We start from the raw sequence: 17,505 nt of genomic DNA, 5'->3' as shown, positions 1-17,505 counted from the left end.
CTCGCTTACCCACTAGTTTCTTTGTTTTGAGACAGAAAGAACTCCCTACGGTCATACAGCTTTCTGTCTATTCAAAATCAAAGAAAAGTGGGTCCCAAGCTACGTCGCTGATGTCGGATACACAACATGGAACCTTGCAAGTTTAAATCCGATTGCAGTGCTTAACTATATAATAATCTAGTAGTTCTGGTTAGGAATTCGGAAAGTAACACCCGTTGTCACCAAACCCATATTGGCATAGCCGATTTCAAGCATCATGCAAAAATTGTCCGTTACAAAGTACCGCACCCCCATTAGAGGTCGAAGTTTCATGTCAAATGAGTCACTTTTATGATCTTCAAATATCATTAATTCCTCATTCCACACATCTGTTTCATTTGTACTTTTCCACTTGAACAGAACATTAAAGCCAGCATATATATCCCAATCACCCAGAAATACCGAATAGTCGGTCCACTGCTCAATCCAACCAGCAAAATGAACCATACCACCACTTCCAATCACCATATCGGAGTAACGGTGAATATTGCTTGACAAGGTATCGTTTACATATTTATCATGGCTGATGCCGATAAAAGAACCCAAACTTAAGAAATCAGTCACTCCCTTTTCTACACCTACCGAGATTGGAGGCACCTTACTAATGCTGTATCCATCCCAGTTGTTTCGGTCACTAAAGTCGGCAAATGATATTTTTGGACTGATATACCAATCGTGATTACCATATTGAGCTGATGCCAACAAGCCAATAAGCAATAAGAAACAGCTCATCATACTTTTAAGTAGTGCTTGCCCGAAAAGTCCAATTTCTTCGTTACGCCCTTTTTGAAAACAGTCATTTACAAAAGTAAACTCCTTGATTTTCAAAAAGACCAAGCCTTGAAATTTAACTTTTCCATTCAAGCGCTTGAGAAATATCTGAGTTTTCTTCCAGAGACTAAGTAGATGACTCATTTTAAAGAATCTATTTTGATACACTTGCCGCATATTGTTTTAATTCATCTAATTGCGATTTACTTAAAGCGCTCAAGCCAACAGTTGGAAACATGGCTAGCCGACCACTAATGCGACCATAAATTGACAAACCTCTCCCTAAAATACCAAGTCCAGCACGTACTTTCATGCTTTTTAATCGCTCAATGGGCAATACGATTCTTTTGTACTCACGCCAAAAAGGGAATAAATTATAATATTTCACTTCTAATTTGGAGTCGTTGCCCATAAATTCAACATAACAAAATCCACCTATGTAATATAATACAATTATAACAACTAAAGCAAGCCACAAACTTACTTCTATTGCCTTATCCGTAGTTTCGAACCACAAGTAATTCAAGCCAATAGCTAGTATCACCAGCATAACTACCAAACTCAAAACATTACTAATGCTCTTCGCCCTTTTCTTATTATCAAATCGTATTTCCATTCTTTATTAATTATTGATCACCCTTCGACTCCTATCAATATGACAATTGTCATGCTCGAAATGTATCAATTTGAAACTTTTTCCTAAACAGAAATAAAAAGATATTTCTGATTGCTAAAAATAACTATTTTTGCACGGAACAAAGCAATTATTATTTGTTTTGCTTTGTGAATAGAAAAACCAAGGTGTTTCATCAATAATTATCAGGCATGTTTCCGTTAATATCAAAAGAATCTAATGTATTTATTGCAGAAGATTTAAAAAAAGACATTGAGCAGCTAATTAGTAATTTTTCACACGATAAAGTCTTTTTATTATCGGACGAAATAGCCTATGAAAAGTGCTTTCCAAAAATCAAAGATGTTATTGGTTTATCGGTAGAGCGCACTGTTATCATTCCATCGGGTGATAGCAACAAAGGAGTTGAAACATTAAGTAAGGTCTGGCATTTATTAAGCCATGGCGGTGCCGACCGAAAGTCATTATTAATAACACTCGGAGGAGGAATGCCTTGCGACTTGGGAGGCTTTGCTGCGTCCACTTTTAAACGCGGTATTCAATTCATCAATATCCCAACCACCTTACTGGCTCAGGTAGATGCCTCCATTGGTGGGAAAACCGGAATTAATTTCGAGGGTTTTAAAAATGAAGTAGGTGTTTTCAATCAAGCATCTGCCGTGTTAATCGAAACCAGCTTTCTGGATACCTTGGATCAGGAAAACATTGTTTCGGGTTTTGCAGAGATGATTAAGCATGCGTTTATTTATTCGTCCGAACGCTGGGATCAACTAAAGGCATTTGACATTTTTAACCCCGATTACTCACAACTTAAGGACTTAGTAGCCGATTCAATTCGTATTAAGGATCATTTTGTACAAAACGATCCACTGGAAAACCATATACGAAAGGCTCTTAACTTTGGCCATACCTTTGGTCATGCATTTGAAAGCTTGGCCATGCACGAAAACAGAGCGATGCTGCATGGTTATGCGGTTGCCTTTGGTATGATATGCGAACTTTACCTATCGCATTCGCGATTGGGATTCCCAATGCCTCTGGTAATGGAAATTGCCAATCAGCTAAAAGCTATTTTTGGTCATTTTGATTACGAGGAATCGCACTTTGATGAATTGTATCAACTAATGACGCATGACAAAAAGAATGAATCCAATAAAATCAACTTTACCTTGCTTGAAGAAATAGGTAAGATTCAAATCAATTGTCAGGCAAGTAAAAAAGAGGTTTTTGATGCCCTGCATTTTTACAGAAACCTTAAGTAATACTCTTGGGTTAATCAACAATCATTTTAACAATTTGAAGTCAATAAACATGCAATATATTTTATCCAACTCACACGTTACAGGCAAAGTTCAGGTTCAACTACCATCATCGAAAAGCATCAGCAACCGTTTGTTATTATTAAATGCCTTAAGTTATAGTCCTTACGATATTAAAAACTTATCAGACAGCGATGATACAAAAGCGATGCTTGGTGTGCTTAATTCCAATAGTACAACGTTTGACGTTGGTGCTGCTGGTACATCCATGCGTTTTTTAACGGCTTTTTTATCAAAAATTGTGGGCGAATGGGTACTTACTGGATCTGAACGCATGAAGCAACGCCCCATAAAAACATTGGTGGATGCACTTAATCAACTGGGGGGAAAAATTGAATACATCGAAAAAGAAGGTTATCCGCCCTTGCGCATCTTTGGCAGTAACCTGGAAGGTGGCGATATAGAACTACCTGGCAATGTGAGTAGCCAGTACATATCTGCTCTGCTAATGATTGCTCCAACCATAGAAAATGGCCTAAGGTTAACCTTGAGTGGAGAAATTATTTCACGACCATACCTTGAAATGACATTATCCCTAATGAAGGATTTTGGAGTTGAAAGCCACTGGAAAGGCAATGTCATCACTATTCCTGAAGGTCATTACCAACCAAAAGTAGTAACTGCAGAATCGGACTGGAGTGCAGCAAGCTATTGGTACGAAATAGCAGCTCTTAATCCAGACTTAGAAATCAACCTCAAGGGTTTAAAGAAGATTAGCCTTCAAGGAGATTCAAATATTAAAAAGATGTTTGAGCTTCTTGGTGTTAAAACAAAGTTTTCCCAGAAAGGAACTACTTTGACCAATACAGGGACCAGAACTTCGAAATTTAAATACGATTTTATTAACGAACCCGACTTGGCACAAACATTGGCTGTAACATGCTGTTTGCTTGAAATTCCTTTTCATTTTACAGGACTACAAACACTCAAAATAAAAGAAACTGATCGCATTGTAGCCCTGATGAATGAGCTAAAGAAAATGGGTTATGTACTTAAAAGTAACCAAAGGGATGATTTAAGCTGGGATGGGGAAAAATGTGAGATCTCAAGTAAGGATGAAATAGTAATTGACACTTACAAAGATCATCGCATGGCCATGGCATTTGCTCCAGCTGCCTATAAATTCCCTCAACTTGTTATAAACGATCCTATGGTAATTACAAAATCGTACCCTAATTATTGGGAAGATGTAGCAATGGCAGGCATAAACTCTACCTCAGCAGAATAAATTATTTTTACATTGTAATAGTAAAATCGGCACGAGCAAAGAGAGATAAGAACCAAATAACAACAAAAAGGTAGCACATCCATATTTTTCGGGTAAAGCCTGCTACTAACACTAAAACAATTGCAACACTACGTAAAGCGATGGTCACAACACCTTCGCCAAAACTATAGAAAAAGTGAGTGGCCATAAATGCTGCCAGCATGGTAAAGAAATTGGGCATCTGCTTAATAAAATAAGCTTTGGTATCATCCCCTTTTTCAGGGGTAAACACATTAATCGTCAGCATAAATAAGAATGGTGGCAGTAATTTTAGCAAATAATGATGGTAGCTCAGGTTCTTTAAATGAGTAACCAACTCGGCATACACAAACACATTGTAAACGGCCGCTTCGGTAAGAATTACTGTAAAAATAAGGTAAGGAGCATAGACTCCTTTGGGTTCTAATAAACGCTTCCATTGTCCAAACAAATCAGCCAAGGCAATACCATAAATTAATAAGGGTAAAAAAGCAAGATATTCTGTAGCGTCCATTATGTCGTTTTAGGTTTGTTCTGCTACAAAAATAATGAAGGGTTCCATTTGTGCAAACAGAACCCAACATGATAATAACTTTTTATTCATCAATCCCGAGCATATTGCTGACTCAACAATTCAGCTGTTGTAACAAGGCGGATCATCTCCGCTTTAAACCCTTGCTTATCGTCTCCTCGAGCTTGCTCAGCCATACTTCTAACACTTTCAAAACTGCAAGTTCCCACATATTCAGAGTTATTCATCAACATACCAAAAGCGGCAACAGATGCTGCAAAGCGAAAATCATTACTGGCCTTTATATATTCTTTTACTTTCCCCTTTAGTGCTTTTTGAATTAAAATACTCTCTGAAGAGTCTGGTTGTTTGTATCGTAATTTAATCGTGAGCCAATCATCAGACGATACTACGGATGCTTGTTTTTGGTATTTCAAATCATCAACACTGGTAATCCACTTATCAGCATTGGTTGCTCCAACGGGAATAATCTCATACAAGGCAGTTACAGTATGACCTGCTCCCAATTCACCAGCATCTTTTTGATCATCATTAAAATCCTCGCTATTCAACAGACGATTTTCATAACCAATTAAGCGGTAAGCCAAAACTTTAGAAGGGTTAAATTCCACTTGAAACTTCACATCCTTGGCAATGGTAAATAAAGTACCTCCAAACTCCGTGATTAAAGTTTTCTGTGCTTCCTGCAAATTATCAATGTAGGCATAATTACCATTTCCTTTATTGGCAATTATTTCCATTCTATCGTCTTTATAATTACCCATACCAAAGCCCAAAACCGTCATATAAATACCGCTATTCCTTTGCTGCTCTACCATATCTTCCATGGCTGCATTGGAACTTTTGCCCACATTAAAATCGCCATCAGTAGCCAAAATAATTCGGTTGTTTGCTTTTTTATCGTAGTGCTTTTTCGCCAGTTGATAGGCTTTCTCTAATCCTGCACCTCCAGCGGTTGAACCTCCTGCCTTTAATGACTCCAAAGCGTCGATTATTTTCTTTTTTTCTTGCCCTGAAGTAGGCTCTAACACAACGCCTGATGCACCTGCATAAACCACTATGGCAACATAATCTTCTGGCCTCAGCTTATTTACCAACAACCGCAACGATGACTTTAATAAAGGCAATTTATTTGCGCTATTCATCGATCCTGATACATCAATTAAAAACACCAAGTTAGAAGCAGGCATATCATCCATTTCTAATTCCTGCCCTTTTAAACCAATCTTCATAAGATAATGCTCCTTCTCCCAAGGACATGTAGCTAATTCTGCATTGAGAGAAAACGGATGATCTCCAGTTGGCTCATTATATTCATAGTTAAAATAATTGATCATTTCTTCGATACGCACAGATCCTTTAGGAGGCATTTGTCCATTATTTAAAAAGCGACGTACGTTGGCATATGATGCTCTATCAACATCTAAAGAAAAGGTTGATAAAGGATTTTTTAAAGTTTGCTTGTATCCATTTTCATCAATTGGGGCATAACTTTCAGTATTAAAGTCGCCAAGCGGCGGCGAAGAAACAAAATAATTCGCCTGACCTTGCACACCAGCTCTTTTTTGCATCTGGAGCTGAGACCGATTTTGCCTGCTTGCTTTTACAAAAAGCTGATCTTGCTCCATTTCAAAATGGATAACCTGGGGCTCTTGCGATAACACCTCATCCAATAAAGTAACATTGAGATGCATTCTATTACCAACTCGTATATCCTCCGCTTTCTTGCCAATGTATATAAAGCGTAAAACATCATAATCCCCAACTACTTCGATACCAAATACACCTTTTTCATCGCTTACAGTGGAGTGATTAGAAATTTTACTTACAATGGAAACACCCATGAGAGGCTTACCATTTTCATCACTAACAATACCAGAAAGGGTGCGCTGTTGTGCTACCATTGTTACATCTAATAAACAAATTACAGCTGCTAAAATCATTATTAACTTCTTCATAATCGTAAGGTTTTAATTTAACACGCAATAGGCATTAGAAAATCTATTACACATTGAAATTGCTTCAAAACAAGTCACTTCGTTGTTTCATCTCAACTCACCAGAACTGTGCTATGCCTCGTTTCGATAAAACCTTGTTTTATTGCTCTTTCAATGTTCATAACGACATTCTAATACATAATGCGAGTTTAACGTTTGCTATTATGATGCAGCTTGAAGACTTATTCCATAAATGGTGTTACTTTTTTTTCTACTTTTAAAAACATCAAAGAAATGTATGAGGATTAAAAAGCCTAAAAACACAGATAAAAGCGACAATCAGTTACTCAATCAGTTTCAGGAAACTGGCAACATTGATTTGCTTGGTGTTTTGTTTGAACGCTACATGCACCTTGTGTACGGTGTATGCCTTAAATATCTTAAAAACAGGGATGATGCTCAGGATTGTGTAATTGAGGTTTACGAAAAACTGGGAAAGGAATTATTATCTAAACAAGTTGACAACTTTAAACCATGGCTGTATGTGGTAAGCAAAAACCAATGTTTAATGCGTCTACGAAGCCAACAGGCTAGATTGAAACAAGAACGTGCGTATAAAAAAAATGAACAGGCACTTATGGAATTGAACCCTTTTGTGCATCCTGATTATAACACTTGGGAACCCGAAGAAATGGACGAGAGGTTAGAAGACTGCCTAAACAAACTTCGAGAACATCAAAGGGCCTGTGTTGAATTATTTTATTATAAAGAATTGTGTTATCAAACAATTAGTGAACAACTTAATATTGACATAAAAAAAGTAAAGAGCTATATACAAAATGGCAAACGTAATTTAAAAATATGCATCGAAGCACACAATGAGTAAAAAAAACCGTCATACAAAACCACATGATAAGGAGGCATTTCAAAAATACCTAAAAAACGAAATGTCTAATATTGACGCGCACAATTTCGAACGTGAACTCCTGAAAGATCCGTTTGAGTCAGATGCATTGGACGGCTTATCTACCATTAATGAAGATGACTTTGACTCGGATATTAAAAAACTGAAATCAAAACTACGCAAAACTCCAAGCTTAAACTGGAAACACCCAATATTATACGTAGCAGCTTCTGTTATTATAGTTATTGGTATCATTTCTATTCTATGGCAATTAACTCCATCTGACACTGTATACGTATCCGACAATACAAATATGAAAACAGAACTGGATATACCTAAACAAATTGAAAACACAAGCATAAAAGCAGCGAAAAGCCAAGTTGTTCCAAACAATACAACTCAAACAAAAGAAGAAGAAGAAAAAGAAGTGATGCAAAAAATGGATCAAGCATCATTATCAATTGTTGAAGAGAATGAGGAAGATCAGGAGGAAGCATTTGAATTGGCCGAAGTGGAATCTATTAGCATTGATAAAAGTAACAATGAGTCATCGAGTAGGCTGGAACAAGAGGTAATGAAAGTTAACTACCCCACTGAGATAAAATCCGAAGGAGCTATGGGTGCAACAGCTGCCAACAGAAACCTTGCTAAAAAACGCAGCTCCTTATCAAAACAAACTTCTCCTCCTAAAGCTGATCATAAAGAAAGCACTGTTCAAGCATATAGCGTTGCGTACTCAAATTTCGATGATTCTGCGCAGAATATTGACACCAACATAAGTCAAAAAACATCATTGCCTCAGACAGCACTTTCCGTCCAGAGCATCACGACTGACAGTAACTATACCGACAACATTTCAAACAATAACGAGTTTAACATAGCTATTAAAAGTAAAGGAAATAACCTAAACAGAGAAGCCAGACCGATTGGTGGAATGAAAAAATACATAACAGAGATTGAAAAGACCTTAGTAAGTCCTGCCAATGGGTCCAACAAACAAAAGCTTGTAAAACTTAAATTAAGCATTGACAAACAAGGTAACATTACCAATATAGAGGTTAAAAAAAGTCCTGGTGATGAATATTCTTCTATTGCAATTCAAGCAATAAGAAATGGTGCAGGTTGGCAACCTACGATAAAGAACGGCATTACTACTGCAGATATTATTACACTTCAACTGCGTTTTTTACCAGTTCGTCAATAATTATTTACTTTTTAGAAGCAACCATTTAACTTTGCCCTTGTCTTTTATTAAAAACCTAACATGCTAAGCCCTCATTTTAAAATACCCCTTTTAATTGTACTAATCGCATTGATGAGTTGCGATCCAGTAAATTATGTCACTCAAAAGCATTATTTCAAACAAATATATGCCTTAGAAGAAGTGCATGCACCAGCCTACCCTGCAAGTGGAGAGGATCAAAATCCAATCAAAATATCATTCCCTAAACAAGAAGAATTTAGCTTGCAACTATCGGCTAACACCTGTGGCGGAACCTACAAAGCCAAACAAGACGGTACCATCTCATTTTCCAATACTAATTGCACTGAAATGTGCTGCGATTCGGATTGGGATTACTACATTCTAACATTAATCAGAAAAGCCACCCGTTTTGAAGGAGGAGAAGAAACACCACTTATCCTTTACATAGACAAAGACAACTATTTAACTTTTGCCATTGAAAAGCAGGAGCTAACAGTTACTTCAAGGCTTTAAGGATATTCTTAACGCTCATTCGCCTTTTGTAATCTTTCTCAAAATGACGATCAATAACAAGCCCATCCTTTGATATAATATATGTAGCTGGAATTGGTAAAGCTCTATCTTCATTTCCACTAGCCTTATTAATATTTATACCATAGATTTTGTAGGCCGCAAATTTACTTTTACTCATCGTAAACGTAACAGCGTAGGCATCCATAATCTGATGATTCTCGTCGTAAACAACCGAAAAATTCAAGCCTGTCTTTTCTACAGTTTTATCTATTTCTTCGCTTTTTTCAGGAGTTATAGCAATAACTTTAGCACCTTTATCATTTATCAAGGATAAAGAATCTTGCAAAGCAGACATATGTCTGTTACAATGCGGACACCATTGACCTCTATAAAAAACCAACACAACTTTATGACTTTCTAATTCTTTTGCCAAATCAATTAATTGACCATTTTGATCTTTCGCCTTAAACAAGGGTGCTTTTTCCGATACATTAATCCCTTCCTGAGCTATTAAACTTGTACTTATTAATAAAACCGCTACTACTGATATAAAAATTTTCATATGTCTGAAGTTTGTATTCATTTGCCATATGGAACTCGCCAATTTTGTCATCCTCCTGTGTGAGAAGCTATTCTCATGGCTCGTTACATATTAATAAACCTTTGATTGATTATCATTTGCTCACTTAGACGCAAGAAATATAAAAAACTTACAATTATTTATAAGTGTTATAATTATTTTAGCTGTCATATATGCACACTTAGGAAAGGGAAGTAAATTCGAATAACTACAAATACATAATAGGAGCCATACGAATTAACTCACACAGAAGCGCATGACTTTTTTAGTAAGTTCATGTGGCAAATGTATACAAATTAGAATCATATGAAAAAGACATTATTATTTTTGGCATTGATCACTATTGCCTTTGGATCAACAACTGCTCAAGACCGCATTGCAATTGGTCTTAAAGCAGGATTCAACTCCACAAAAATTAAACTAAACGATGTTCCTGATGGGGTACAAATAAAAAATGAAGCCAACAGTGGTTTTCTAATTGGAGCGTATGGTAAACTACGATTAACAGAAGCATTTTCCATACAACCAGAATTGTATTATGCGAAGAAAACATCAAATATATCGGCAATACCTGAAAACGAATTACCAGAAACAACTGATTATACTTTTCACACATGGGATGTTCCAATTTTGGCCAACCTGCAATTAATCGATTTAAAAGCCGTAAAAATTTATGGCGTTGCCGGACCAGTTGCATCATTCATTGCTGATACAAAAACTGATATTCCAGAATGGAATGAGTTTAAAAATACCAACTGGACATTCCAAGCTGGCGGAGGCATTGAATTTTGGCGCTTAACAGCTGATGTTCGATATGAGTGGGGATTATCTGACATATCAGATTTGGCAAGTGCAAACATTGGTCAAAAAACAGATGTTTTGACTTTCTCACTTGGCTTTAAATTAATTGGGTTATAAGAGCAATTACATAAAATTTACCCAAATCTATTGAGTCGAATCCTAAAGGGTTCGGCTTTTTTATACTCAAAACATCCAGGTTTGTTACTTTATTATAATTAAGCTCCTTGGTCAAGCTTTACATTTATTAATTGATTGATTAACTTGAGGATCAAATTTTAATCAACTTAATTATATAACTATGAAAAGAGGTTTAGTATTTAGTTTGGTAATAGTGATGCTGGGGTTTATTTCTACCACCCAAGCAAAAGATGGTCCGGATGGTAAAGGAATCAGAGCTGGATGGCAGAGTAGCTTTATAGCAATAGATGGTGTTGAACTGTCTGATGAATCAAATGGTTTTTACGTTGGTTTTTTTAAGAGTAATAACATTGGTGTTAGTATTCTTAAACTTGACACAGGTCTTGAATACTATCAAGTTAAAGGCGAGAAAACTTATTCATTATTTAATACACAATTTAAATCTGAGTTAAAGCTCCATTATGTGAACATCCCGATAGCGCTTCGTGTCAAACTGGGGCCCATCTATGGACTTGGCGGACTAAGTGGTGCTTTAAAAGTTGGTGGCGATTACAAAATTGATGGTCAAGAAGTTGATTTGGATGTTTCAACATTTGATGCAGGTGCTCATCTAGGACTTGGCGTTAAGTTTCTAATGCTTGGAGTAGAAGCCAAATACAATTGGGGATTGGTAGATGTTATAGAAGATACCGACTCAAAAACAGAGTACTTTCAAATTGGTGCTGTGTTGTTCTTCTAGAACAAGCTAAAATATAAAAGGCCCACATTTTCAAAAGAAAGCGGGCCTTTTTTGTATTATTCTATTTCCTATTAATGCAAGCGAGCACTAATTATCTTCATAAACTCTTCTCGTGTTGCCAAGTTCTTTTGAAAAGCACCTGTAAAATCAGATGTTGTTGTTACGGAGTGTTGCTTTTGAACACCACGCATTTGCATACACATATGTTGCGCCTCAATAACAACGGCAACTCCTAAAGGATTTAGAGTATCCTGAATGCACTCTTTTATTTGTGTCGTTAAACGCTCCTGAACTTGTAAGCGCCGTGCAAATGCTTCTACTACACGTGCTAATTTACTTAAGCCGGTAATATGGTGTCGAGGTATATAAGCCACATGAGCCTTGCCGAAAAATGGTAACATATGGTGCTCACACATTGAGTATAGCTCTATATCCTTAACAACTACCATTTGCTGATAATCTTCGCGAAACATAGCCGACTTAATAATTTCTTCAGGATCCATGTGATACCCTTGCGTTAAAAACTGCATGGCCTTAGCCACACGCAAAGGCGTCTTTTCTAAACCCTCACGTTCGGTATCTTCGCCTAAAGACTCTAGTATCTTTTTATAGTGATTCGAAAGATCATTTGTCGTTTCATCATCGTATGATTCTACTTTCGAATACCCTTTCTTTCCATTTAAAGTAAATTCCATTATTTTATTTTTGCTAGAACAAACCTTTACGAATTGCAAAAGTGACTATTTTCTTTGAATATATTACTGATATTTATCTGATTTTAGAAAGGTTTTGCTCATTCAGGCTGCGGTTTCAGTAACTCTTGACGTTGTTGATAGATCCTTAACAGCAAATCCAGTTCGTTCCTATTCAATGGCTGCAAATTAACCTCCTTCACTTTTTGCTCATTTTTAGGTAAAAACAAGCGCATCTGAGCTAAATTATCCGAGGTAATTCCAACTGTTTGATTCGGCGGAATCTGAGTTTTGTATATAGTACTCCAAACGCGCTCCTGCAATACCATTTTCTGATTCATTTCTGCATCCATTTTCAATGGCGTTTGTGTCAAAGCCTGGTAAGTAGATGATCGAACATTATTTGATGCATAAGCATCGTCGGGAGTCACGATCAGTGGCATTGTTTTAGCCTGCAAAGCCAAGTTCTCATAACGAGGCATAACAATAACTTCACTAATGCGAACAGTATCTCTTGTTAAGAATACACCCAACATAAAGTTTTTATACTGCAATGTATCATCCACTTGCAAATACGTATCCTTAAAACCCATATGCGAGAACTGTACAACCTCGCCCTCTTTGGCCCAAAATGAAAATTGCCCTTCCTCATCAGAAACATAGGAGCTTGATCCAATTTTCAGCTTTGAATAGGGTAATAGCTCTAAGCTATCTTGCCCAAACACAACTCCCGTTATTCGTAAAGAATCACTTGACTGCTCTTGTGCAATTGACATTAAATAAGCTGGTAGGATCAAGAATATGGCCAAAATATATTTTCTCATAGCACTTGGGTTTTGTATGATTTTTGAAAACTCTAATAATATAACAACTAAAGAGGCAATTTGGTTGGAAACAATCACATAACAAAAAACCCGACGCTCAGCATCGGGTTTATCAAGTTTACTAATTCTTATATAATAATATCTTTCAAATCTCGCTTCGGCACATGATGCACTTGTTTAACATCTCGCCAATACTTAATACTATCGTCCTTCATTTCTTCGATATTAACCTCTTCCTTAGGTTTTCCAAGGGCGATAATATGAACAATTTTAAGGTTATCGGACAAGCGCAATTCGCGTTGTAACTGCAAACGGTTAAGCGAGCCAATTATACACCCACCTAAACCTTTTTCCACGGCGCCTAATAATATGCTTTGCGAAGCAATACCATCGTCGCAAAAATAGTTGGCCGATATTTCAGTATCGTTCAATACGATGATATAAGCAGCTGGCTGTTCTCCTTTTTCTGGCCCTGCCCAGTCTTTTAAATAACCAGCCCAGGAAAGGTGGGGGAAAATTTTATCATTGATATCAGCGGAATTAGCCACAAAATATTTTAGGGGTTGTGCATTACGGGCTGAGGGCGATAAACGAGCCAAATCAATTAACTCGTGTAAAGTTTCCAGTTCCACCACGTCATCCTGATAAAAACGACGGTAACTACGGTTCTTAAGAATCAAATCTTTAAGCATAAAAACTCTTTTTAGTTATTGTTTAAAGGGTACAAAAAAGCGAGACTTAATATACTAAAAAAGTAATCAAGTCCCGCTGTATCTTCTATTTTTTAATTGTCTTAGTATCTAGCCGATACAACATCCCAATCTAAAATACTAAAGAACTCTTCAATGTATTTAGGACGAAGATTCTGCTTATCAAGATAGTAAGCATGCTCCCAAACATCGCATGTTAAAATAGGTGTTAAACCATCGCGAAGAGGATTTCCAGCATTACTCTCTTTTACAATAGATAAGGCACCTGCATCGTTCTTAACCAACCATGCCCAACCTGAACCAAATACTGTTGCTGCGGCTGCAGAAAATTCTTCTTTAAATTTATCAAATGAACCAAAGGTAGAATTAATAGCTTCGGCTAAAGCCCCCTTAGGTTCGCCCCCACCATTGGGTTTAAACGACATAAAGTAAAAAGTATGGTTCCAAACCTGGGCGCCATTATTAAAAATACCACCTTCTGACTTTTTTACGATCGTATCCAAATCAGCATTTTCAAATTCGGTTCCTTTAATAAGGTTATTCAAATTGTTGACATATGCCTGATGGTGCTTTCCGTAATGAAACTCAAGTGTTTTTTGAGATATTACTGGCTCAAGCGCATTAAGCGCGTACGGTAATTTTGGCAATTCAAAGCTCATATTTGTTCGTTTTAAGTATTTGTCTTGGGATTAAACAAACATAGCATATTTATGTTTTCAAAAAACTGTAAAAAAACAAAAAGGGAATTCACGTTTGAATTCCCTTTTTTCCCAGACAAAATGAACAAACTAAACTTTAAAACGTCTTGTTACTTCGTCCCAATTGACAACATTCCAGAATGCGCCAATATAATCAGGACGTTTATTTTGGTAGTGTAAGTAATAAGCATGTTCCCATACATCCAATCCTAAAATTGGTGTTCCTTTCACATCAGCAATATCCATTAACGGATTATCTTGATTTGCTGAAGAAGTAACAGCTAGCGTACCGTCGGCTTGCTTAACCAACCAGGCCCAACCTGAGCCAAAACGTGTTGCTGCTGCCTTATTAAATGTTTCTTTTAATGCATCAAACGATCCAAATGCTTTATCAATAGCACTTGCTAATTCGCCACTTGGTTTTCCACCACCGTTGGGCGACATAACCGTCCAGAATAGATTGTGGTTATAAAAACCTCCTCCATTATTACGCACTGCCACCGAGTGTTTAGAAATATTGGCTAGTATGGTCTCAATACTTTGACCTTCAAGTTCAGTTCCTTCAACAGCTCCATTTAAATTAGCAGTATAAGTTGCATGGTGTTTTGTATGATGTATTTCCATTGTACGCGCATCGATATGTGGTTCTAATGCGTCGTATGCATATTCTAATTGCGGTAATTCAAAAGCCATAATTCAATTGTTATCGGGTTAATAATTTAAATAACGATTCAAAACTAAAAACTATTTGGAATTAGTCCAAATAAAATAAAGACAATTTTATCTTTTATTTTTAAAATCATGCATCCTTAAACTCAAACACCTAATAACTAGACAATTGATTACATATCGTTTTTATCTCAAATAAAACTATCTTCGTACACCTAATTTGCACGCATGAATAAGAACATATTAAAACTCGCACTTCCTAACATCTTAACCAACCTAACCGTTCCTTTATTAGGCATGGTTGATATGCATTTGATGGGTTATCAGGATTCATCAATATTTATGGGTGCCGTTGCTTTGGGTGGAGTTGTTTTTAATTTTGTTTACTGGGGTTTTGCATTCTTACGCATGAGTATTAGTGGCCTGGCAGCACAAGCATATGGTCGCAATAGCAATCAGGAAATGGCCATGATGCTTTTCCGTGGTATGTTTTTGGCCATTAGCGCAGGAGTTATTCTATTACTTCTTCAAAAAGGCATAATAACAGCAAGTTTTACCATACTCGAAGGCAGCTCACAAGTAAAGGAATTAGCAAGCAATTACTTTTACGTGCGTATTTGGGCGGCTCCATTGGCTATTTCATTAATGGTAATTAATGGATGGTTTCTTGGTATGCAAAATGCTATTTATCCAATGATCATCTCCATTACTATCAACATTATCAATATTCTGTCGTCCTTCTTTTTTGTTAAAGTACTTGACATGAAAGTAGAGGGTGTTGCTCTTGGATCAGTCATTGCAAACATCGCCGGAATAATACTGGCAATAGTCCTATTTCTTAAAAAATACCACTATATACTAAAGGAGTTTAACTTTAAGGAAGTACTTGACAAAGTTGGTCTCTTCCGCTTTTTAGATGTAAGTGGAGATATTTTTCTACGAACGCTTTGCATAATTATAGTATTCACATTCTTCACGTCCAAGTCGGCTGGCGCCAGTGATACAATATTAGCAGCCAATAGCGCTTTACTACAATTCTTATTTCTATTCTCGTACTTTCTCGATGGTTTTGCCTATGCGGCAGAAGCTTTAGTTGGTAAATTTGCAGGCGCGAAAAACATACCACAAATAAAAAGAACGGTTAAATACTTATTTGGCTGGGGTAGTGGCTTTGCCGTTGTTTTTATGATAATTTATGGAACTTTGGGAGACCAGTTAATACTGCTATTTACCAATCAAAGCGAAGTAATAGATACAGCTAAACAATTTTTACCATGGCTGATTATCTTGCCTTTAACTGGTTTCTCTTCATTCATTTGGGATGGCATTTTTATTGGAACCACCTCATCTCGATTAATGCGTAACACCATGCTTTTAGCAACATGCGTTTTCTTCATACTCTATTATTCGTTAAAAACAACATACAACAACCACGCCTTATGGCTGGCTATGAACGTTTTTATGCTTAGCAGAGGGGTGTTACAAACATTCTTTTACAAGCATTTAAAAGTTTTTAAGAATAGAAACTAAAAATGACATCCTACTCTCATAAGATGCCACTTTAAAAAACTTTTAATCCTTATTATCCTTTTACAAATAAGGATTTTATAATATGGTTCGCCATTTTTGGATTTTCCTTTAAACGGCGGGTACTATAACCAAACCAGTCTTTTCCATATGGCACATAAACACGCATTTTGTATCCTTTATCTAAAACCTGCTGCCTCAGCTCAGGTGTAACACCGTACAACATTTGGAATTCAAATTGCTCATTTGGAATGTTGTTTTCCTTTATAATTTTTATGGCGCCATCCACTAACTTTTTGTCATGAGTTGCAATCCCAACATGCACTTTATTCTTTAACAAATACTCCAAATCTTCGAGGTAGTGCTCGTTAATCTCCTCGTATTGTTTGTAAGCAATTTCCTTGGGCTCAACATAAATACCTTTACAAAGGCGATAATTGACAGGCGTTTCTTCGGTATGCAAATCCATTAGATCCTCCAAGTCTTTCAAAGTTCTCTTTAGGTATGCCTGCACTACCAAACCCACATTTTTGGGAAATTCGGCTTTTAGCTTTCGGAATAACTCAATTTCTAAATCCACACATTTAGAATCTTCCATATCAATACGAACAAAACGATCGTATGAAGCAGCTTTTTGCACAATTTCACGTATGTGCTGATAACAAACATCTTCATCCAGTAAAAGACCAAAACTGGTTGGTTTTAAAGAATAGGTACCTTCAATTTTATCCCCTTCGAAGCGATCAATTATTTCCAGGTACTCTTCTTTACTATGCCGAGCCTGATCTAAGTTGGTGATAAACTCACCCAACAAATCAACAGTTACCGACATATTATTCTCATTCAAGGCTTTTGATGCCGCTATGGCCTCTGCAATTGTCTCACCTGCAATGTATTTCTTTGAAAAAACCCACACGAATTTTTTCGGAAAATGGGGCAGTAATCCTGCAATTAATTTATTAAACATCGTAGATTTCCTTTTAGTTTCTTATTAAAAAAAATGCTATTGATCGGAACCAAATGGCAAA

The 17,505-nt window shown here is 36.6% G+C and carries 19 protein-coding genes; 8 read left to right on the top strand and 11 right to left on the bottom strand.

The window, feature by feature from the left end; genetic code table 11:
- Positions 1-177 precede the first annotated feature (177 nt).
- Both FNN09_RS09340 and FNN09_RS09335 read right to left on the bottom strand, forming a co-directional pair.
- Positions 178-954: an outer membrane beta-barrel protein gene (locus FNN09_RS09340; RefSeq protein WP_143301813.1), complete on the bottom strand. Its 777-nt coding sequence runs from the start codon at positions 952-954 to the stop codon at positions 178-180.
- A 10-nt stretch (positions 955-964) separates the two neighbouring features.
- Complete coding sequence (locus FNN09_RS09335; RefSeq protein WP_143301811.1) at positions 965-1,426, bottom strand: hypothetical protein; 462 nt, start codon at positions 1,424-1,426, stop codon at positions 965-967.
- A gap of 209 nt (positions 1,427-1,635) precedes the next feature.
- Here FNN09_RS09335 and aroB point away from each other — a divergent pair, with 209 nt between their 5' ends.
- Complete coding sequence (gene aroB / locus FNN09_RS09330) at positions 1,636-2,706, top strand: 3-dehydroquinate synthase (RefSeq protein ID WP_143301809.1); 1,071 nt, start codon at positions 1,636-1,638, stop codon at positions 2,704-2,706.
- A gap of 49 nt (positions 2,707-2,755) precedes the next feature.
- Entirely contained in the window at positions 2,756-3,991 is a 1,236-nt protein-coding gene (aroA, locus tag FNN09_RS09325; RefSeq protein ID WP_143301807.1) for a 3-phosphoshikimate 1-carboxyvinyltransferase, read from the top strand.
- Between the two features lie 7 nt (positions 3,992-3,998).
- Here aroA and FNN09_RS09320 read toward each other — a convergent pair whose 3' ends face one another.
- Both FNN09_RS09320 and FNN09_RS09315 read right to left on the bottom strand, forming a co-directional pair.
- The gene (locus tag FNN09_RS09320) at positions 3,999-4,523 is read right to left on the bottom strand and encodes a hypothetical protein (RefSeq protein ID WP_143301805.1); all 525 of its coding nucleotides are present in this window, start codon (positions 4,521-4,523) and stop codon (positions 3,999-4,001) included.
- 89 nt (positions 4,524-4,612) lie between these two features.
- Complete coding sequence (locus FNN09_RS09315) at positions 4,613-6,499, bottom strand: von Willebrand factor type A domain-containing protein (RefSeq protein ID WP_143301803.1); 1,887 nt, start codon at positions 6,497-6,499, stop codon at positions 4,613-4,615.
- Positions 6,500-6,776: 277 nt separating this feature from the next.
- Between FNN09_RS09315 and FNN09_RS09310 the strand changes: the two genes are divergently transcribed.
- From FNN09_RS09310 to FNN09_RS09300, 3 genes are read left to right on the top strand one after another with little or no spacing between them, the layout of a single operon-like run.
- Positions 6,777-7,364, top strand: a complete 588-nt coding sequence (locus FNN09_RS09310) for an RNA polymerase sigma factor (protein ID WP_143301800.1) — start codon at positions 6,777-6,779, stop codon at positions 7,362-7,364.
- Positions 7,357-8,586 carry an energy transducer TonB gene (locus FNN09_RS09305; protein ID WP_143301798.1) on the top strand — a complete coding sequence of 410 codons (1,230 nt, stop codon included), beginning with the start codon at positions 7,357-7,359 and terminating at the stop codon, positions 8,584-8,586. The genes FNN09_RS09310 and FNN09_RS09305 overlap by 8 nt, the downstream gene beginning before the upstream one ends.
- A 60-nt stretch (positions 8,587-8,646) precedes the next feature.
- The gene (locus tag FNN09_RS09300; protein WP_143301796.1) at positions 8,647-9,099 is read left to right on the top strand and encodes an META domain-containing protein; all 453 of its coding nucleotides are present in this window, start codon (positions 8,647-8,649) and stop codon (positions 9,097-9,099) included.
- On the opposite strand, the gene FNN09_RS09295 is transcribed toward FNN09_RS09300, so the two are convergent.
- Complete coding sequence (locus FNN09_RS09295) at positions 9,083-9,661, bottom strand: peroxiredoxin-like family protein (RefSeq protein WP_185968952.1); 579 nt, start codon at positions 9,659-9,661, stop codon at positions 9,083-9,085. The two genes, FNN09_RS09300 and FNN09_RS09295, sit on opposite strands and share 17 nt — an antisense overlap.
- A gap of 324 nt (positions 9,662-9,985) precedes the next feature.
- Between FNN09_RS09295 and FNN09_RS09290 the strand changes: the two genes are divergently transcribed.
- Positions 9,986-10,597 carry a porin family protein gene (locus FNN09_RS09290; protein ID WP_143301792.1) on the top strand — a complete coding sequence of 204 codons (612 nt, stop codon included), beginning with the start codon at positions 9,986-9,988 and terminating at the stop codon, positions 10,595-10,597.
- Positions 10,598-10,778: 181 nt separating this feature from the next.
- Positions 10,779-11,357 carry an outer membrane beta-barrel protein gene (locus tag FNN09_RS09285; RefSeq protein ID WP_143301790.1) on the top strand — a complete coding sequence of 193 codons (579 nt, stop codon included), beginning with the start codon at positions 10,779-10,781 and terminating at the stop codon, positions 11,355-11,357.
- 71 nt (positions 11,358-11,428) lie between these two features.
- Here the strand turns inward: FNN09_RS09285 and folE are convergent, their stop codons facing one another.
- The 5 genes from folE to FNN09_RS09260 form a co-directional block, all read right to left on the bottom strand.
- On the bottom strand, positions 11,429-12,052 hold the full coding sequence (folE, locus tag FNN09_RS09280; RefSeq protein ID WP_143301788.1) for a GTP cyclohydrolase I FolE: 624 nt from the start codon (positions 12,050-12,052) through the stop codon (positions 11,429-11,431).
- Positions 12,053-12,150: 98 nt separating this feature from the next.
- Complete coding sequence (locus tag FNN09_RS09275; RefSeq protein ID WP_143301786.1) at positions 12,151-12,873, bottom strand: hypothetical protein; 723 nt, start codon at positions 12,871-12,873, stop codon at positions 12,151-12,153.
- A 128-nt stretch (positions 12,874-13,001) separates the two neighbouring features.
- Entirely contained in the window at positions 13,002-13,565 is a 564-nt protein-coding gene (locus FNN09_RS09270; protein WP_143301784.1) for a nitroreductase family protein, read from the bottom strand.
- A gap of 101 nt (positions 13,566-13,666) precedes the next feature.
- Positions 13,667-14,242 carry a superoxide dismutase gene (locus FNN09_RS09265; RefSeq protein ID WP_143301782.1) on the bottom strand — a complete coding sequence of 192 codons (576 nt, stop codon included), beginning with the start codon at positions 14,240-14,242 and terminating at the stop codon, positions 13,667-13,669.
- Between the two features lie 129 nt (positions 14,243-14,371).
- Positions 14,372-14,974, bottom strand: a complete 603-nt coding sequence (locus FNN09_RS09260) for a superoxide dismutase (protein WP_143301780.1) — start codon at positions 14,972-14,974, stop codon at positions 14,372-14,374.
- A gap of 204 nt (positions 14,975-15,178) precedes the next feature.
- Here FNN09_RS09260 and FNN09_RS09255 point away from each other — a divergent pair, with 204 nt between their 5' ends.
- Entirely contained in the window at positions 15,179-16,480 is a 1,302-nt protein-coding gene (locus FNN09_RS09255; RefSeq protein WP_143301778.1) for an MATE family efflux transporter, read from the top strand.
- Positions 16,481-16,532: 52 nt separating this feature from the next.
- Here FNN09_RS09255 and FNN09_RS09250 read toward each other — a convergent pair whose 3' ends face one another.
- A complete protein-coding gene (locus tag FNN09_RS09250) occupies positions 16,533-17,444 on the bottom strand; it encodes a proline dehydrogenase family protein (RefSeq protein WP_143301776.1) in 912 nt (303 codons plus the stop codon).
- Positions 17,445-17,505 lie beyond the last annotated feature (61 nt).

This window comes from Carboxylicivirga sp. M1479 (genome assembly GCF_007097485.1).
In the GTDB taxonomy this organism is placed as follows: domain Bacteria; phylum Bacteroidota; class Bacteroidia; order Bacteroidales; family Marinilabiliaceae; genus Carboxylicivirga.
Note: the sequence above shows the minus strand (reverse complement) of the source record. Positions and strands in the feature narration are given on the sequence as shown.

Bases quoted from the DNA above. Each gene is read 5' to 3' on its own strand.
- FNN09_RS09275 (WP_143301786.1), bottom strand. From the start codon at position 12,873: ATGAGAAAATATATTTTGGCCATATTCTTGATCCTACCAGCTTATTTA.
- FNN09_RS09255 (WP_143301778.1), top strand. From the start codon at position 15,179: ATGAATAAGAACATATTAAAACTCGCACTTCCTAACATCTTAACCAAC.
- FNN09_RS09335 (WP_143301811.1), bottom strand. From the start codon at position 1,426: ATGGAAATACGATTTGATAATAAGAAAAGGGCGAAGAGCATTAGTAAT.
- FNN09_RS09290 (WP_143301792.1), top strand. From the start codon at position 9,986: ATGAAAAAGACATTATTATTTTTGGCATTGATCACTATTGCCTTTGGA.
- folE (WP_143301788.1), bottom strand. From the start codon at position 12,052: ATGGAATTTACTTTAAATGGAAAGAAAGGGTATTCGAAAGTAGAATCA.
- FNN09_RS09320 (WP_143301805.1), bottom strand. From the start codon at position 4,523: ATGGACGCTACAGAATATCTTGCTTTTTTACCCTTATTAATTTATGGT.
- FNN09_RS09250 (WP_143301776.1), bottom strand. From the start codon at position 17,444: ATGTTTAATAAATTAATTGCAGGATTACTGCCCCATTTTCCGAAAAAA.
- FNN09_RS09305 (WP_143301798.1), top strand. From the start codon at position 7,357: ATGAGTAAAAAAAACCGTCATACAAAACCACATGATAAGGAGGCATTT.
- FNN09_RS09300 (WP_143301796.1), top strand. From the start codon at position 8,647: ATGCTAAGCCCTCATTTTAAAATACCCCTTTTAATTGTACTAATCGCA.
- aroB (WP_143301809.1), top strand. From the start codon at position 1,636: ATGTTTCCGTTAATATCAAAAGAATCTAATGTATTTATTGCAGAAGAT.
- FNN09_RS09315 (WP_143301803.1), bottom strand. From the start codon at position 6,499: ATGAAGAAGTTAATAATGATTTTAGCAGCTGTAATTTGTTTATTAGAT.
- FNN09_RS09310 (WP_143301800.1), top strand. From the start codon at position 6,777: ATGAGGATTAAAAAGCCTAAAAACACAGATAAAAGCGACAATCAGTTA.
- FNN09_RS09260 (WP_143301780.1), bottom strand. From the start codon at position 14,974: ATGGCTTTTGAATTACCGCAATTAGAATATGCATACGACGCATTAGAA.
- aroA (WP_143301807.1), top strand. From the start codon at position 2,756: ATGCAATATATTTTATCCAACTCACACGTTACAGGCAAAGTTCAGGTT.
- FNN09_RS09285 (WP_143301790.1), top strand. From the start codon at position 10,779: ATGAAAAGAGGTTTAGTATTTAGTTTGGTAATAGTGATGCTGGGGTTT.
- FNN09_RS09265 (WP_143301782.1), bottom strand. From the start codon at position 14,242: ATGAGCTTTGAATTGCCAAAATTACCGTACGCGCTTAATGCGCTTGAG.
- FNN09_RS09340 (WP_143301813.1), bottom strand. From the start codon at position 954: ATGAGTCATCTACTTAGTCTCTGGAAGAAAACTCAGATATTTCTCAAG.
- FNN09_RS09270 (WP_143301784.1), bottom strand. From the start codon at position 13,565: ATGCTTAAAGATTTGATTCTTAAGAACCGTAGTTACCGTCGTTTTTAT.
- FNN09_RS09295 (WP_185968952.1), bottom strand. From the start codon at position 9,661: ATGAAAATTTTTATATCAGTAGTAGCGGTTTTATTAATAAGTACAAGT.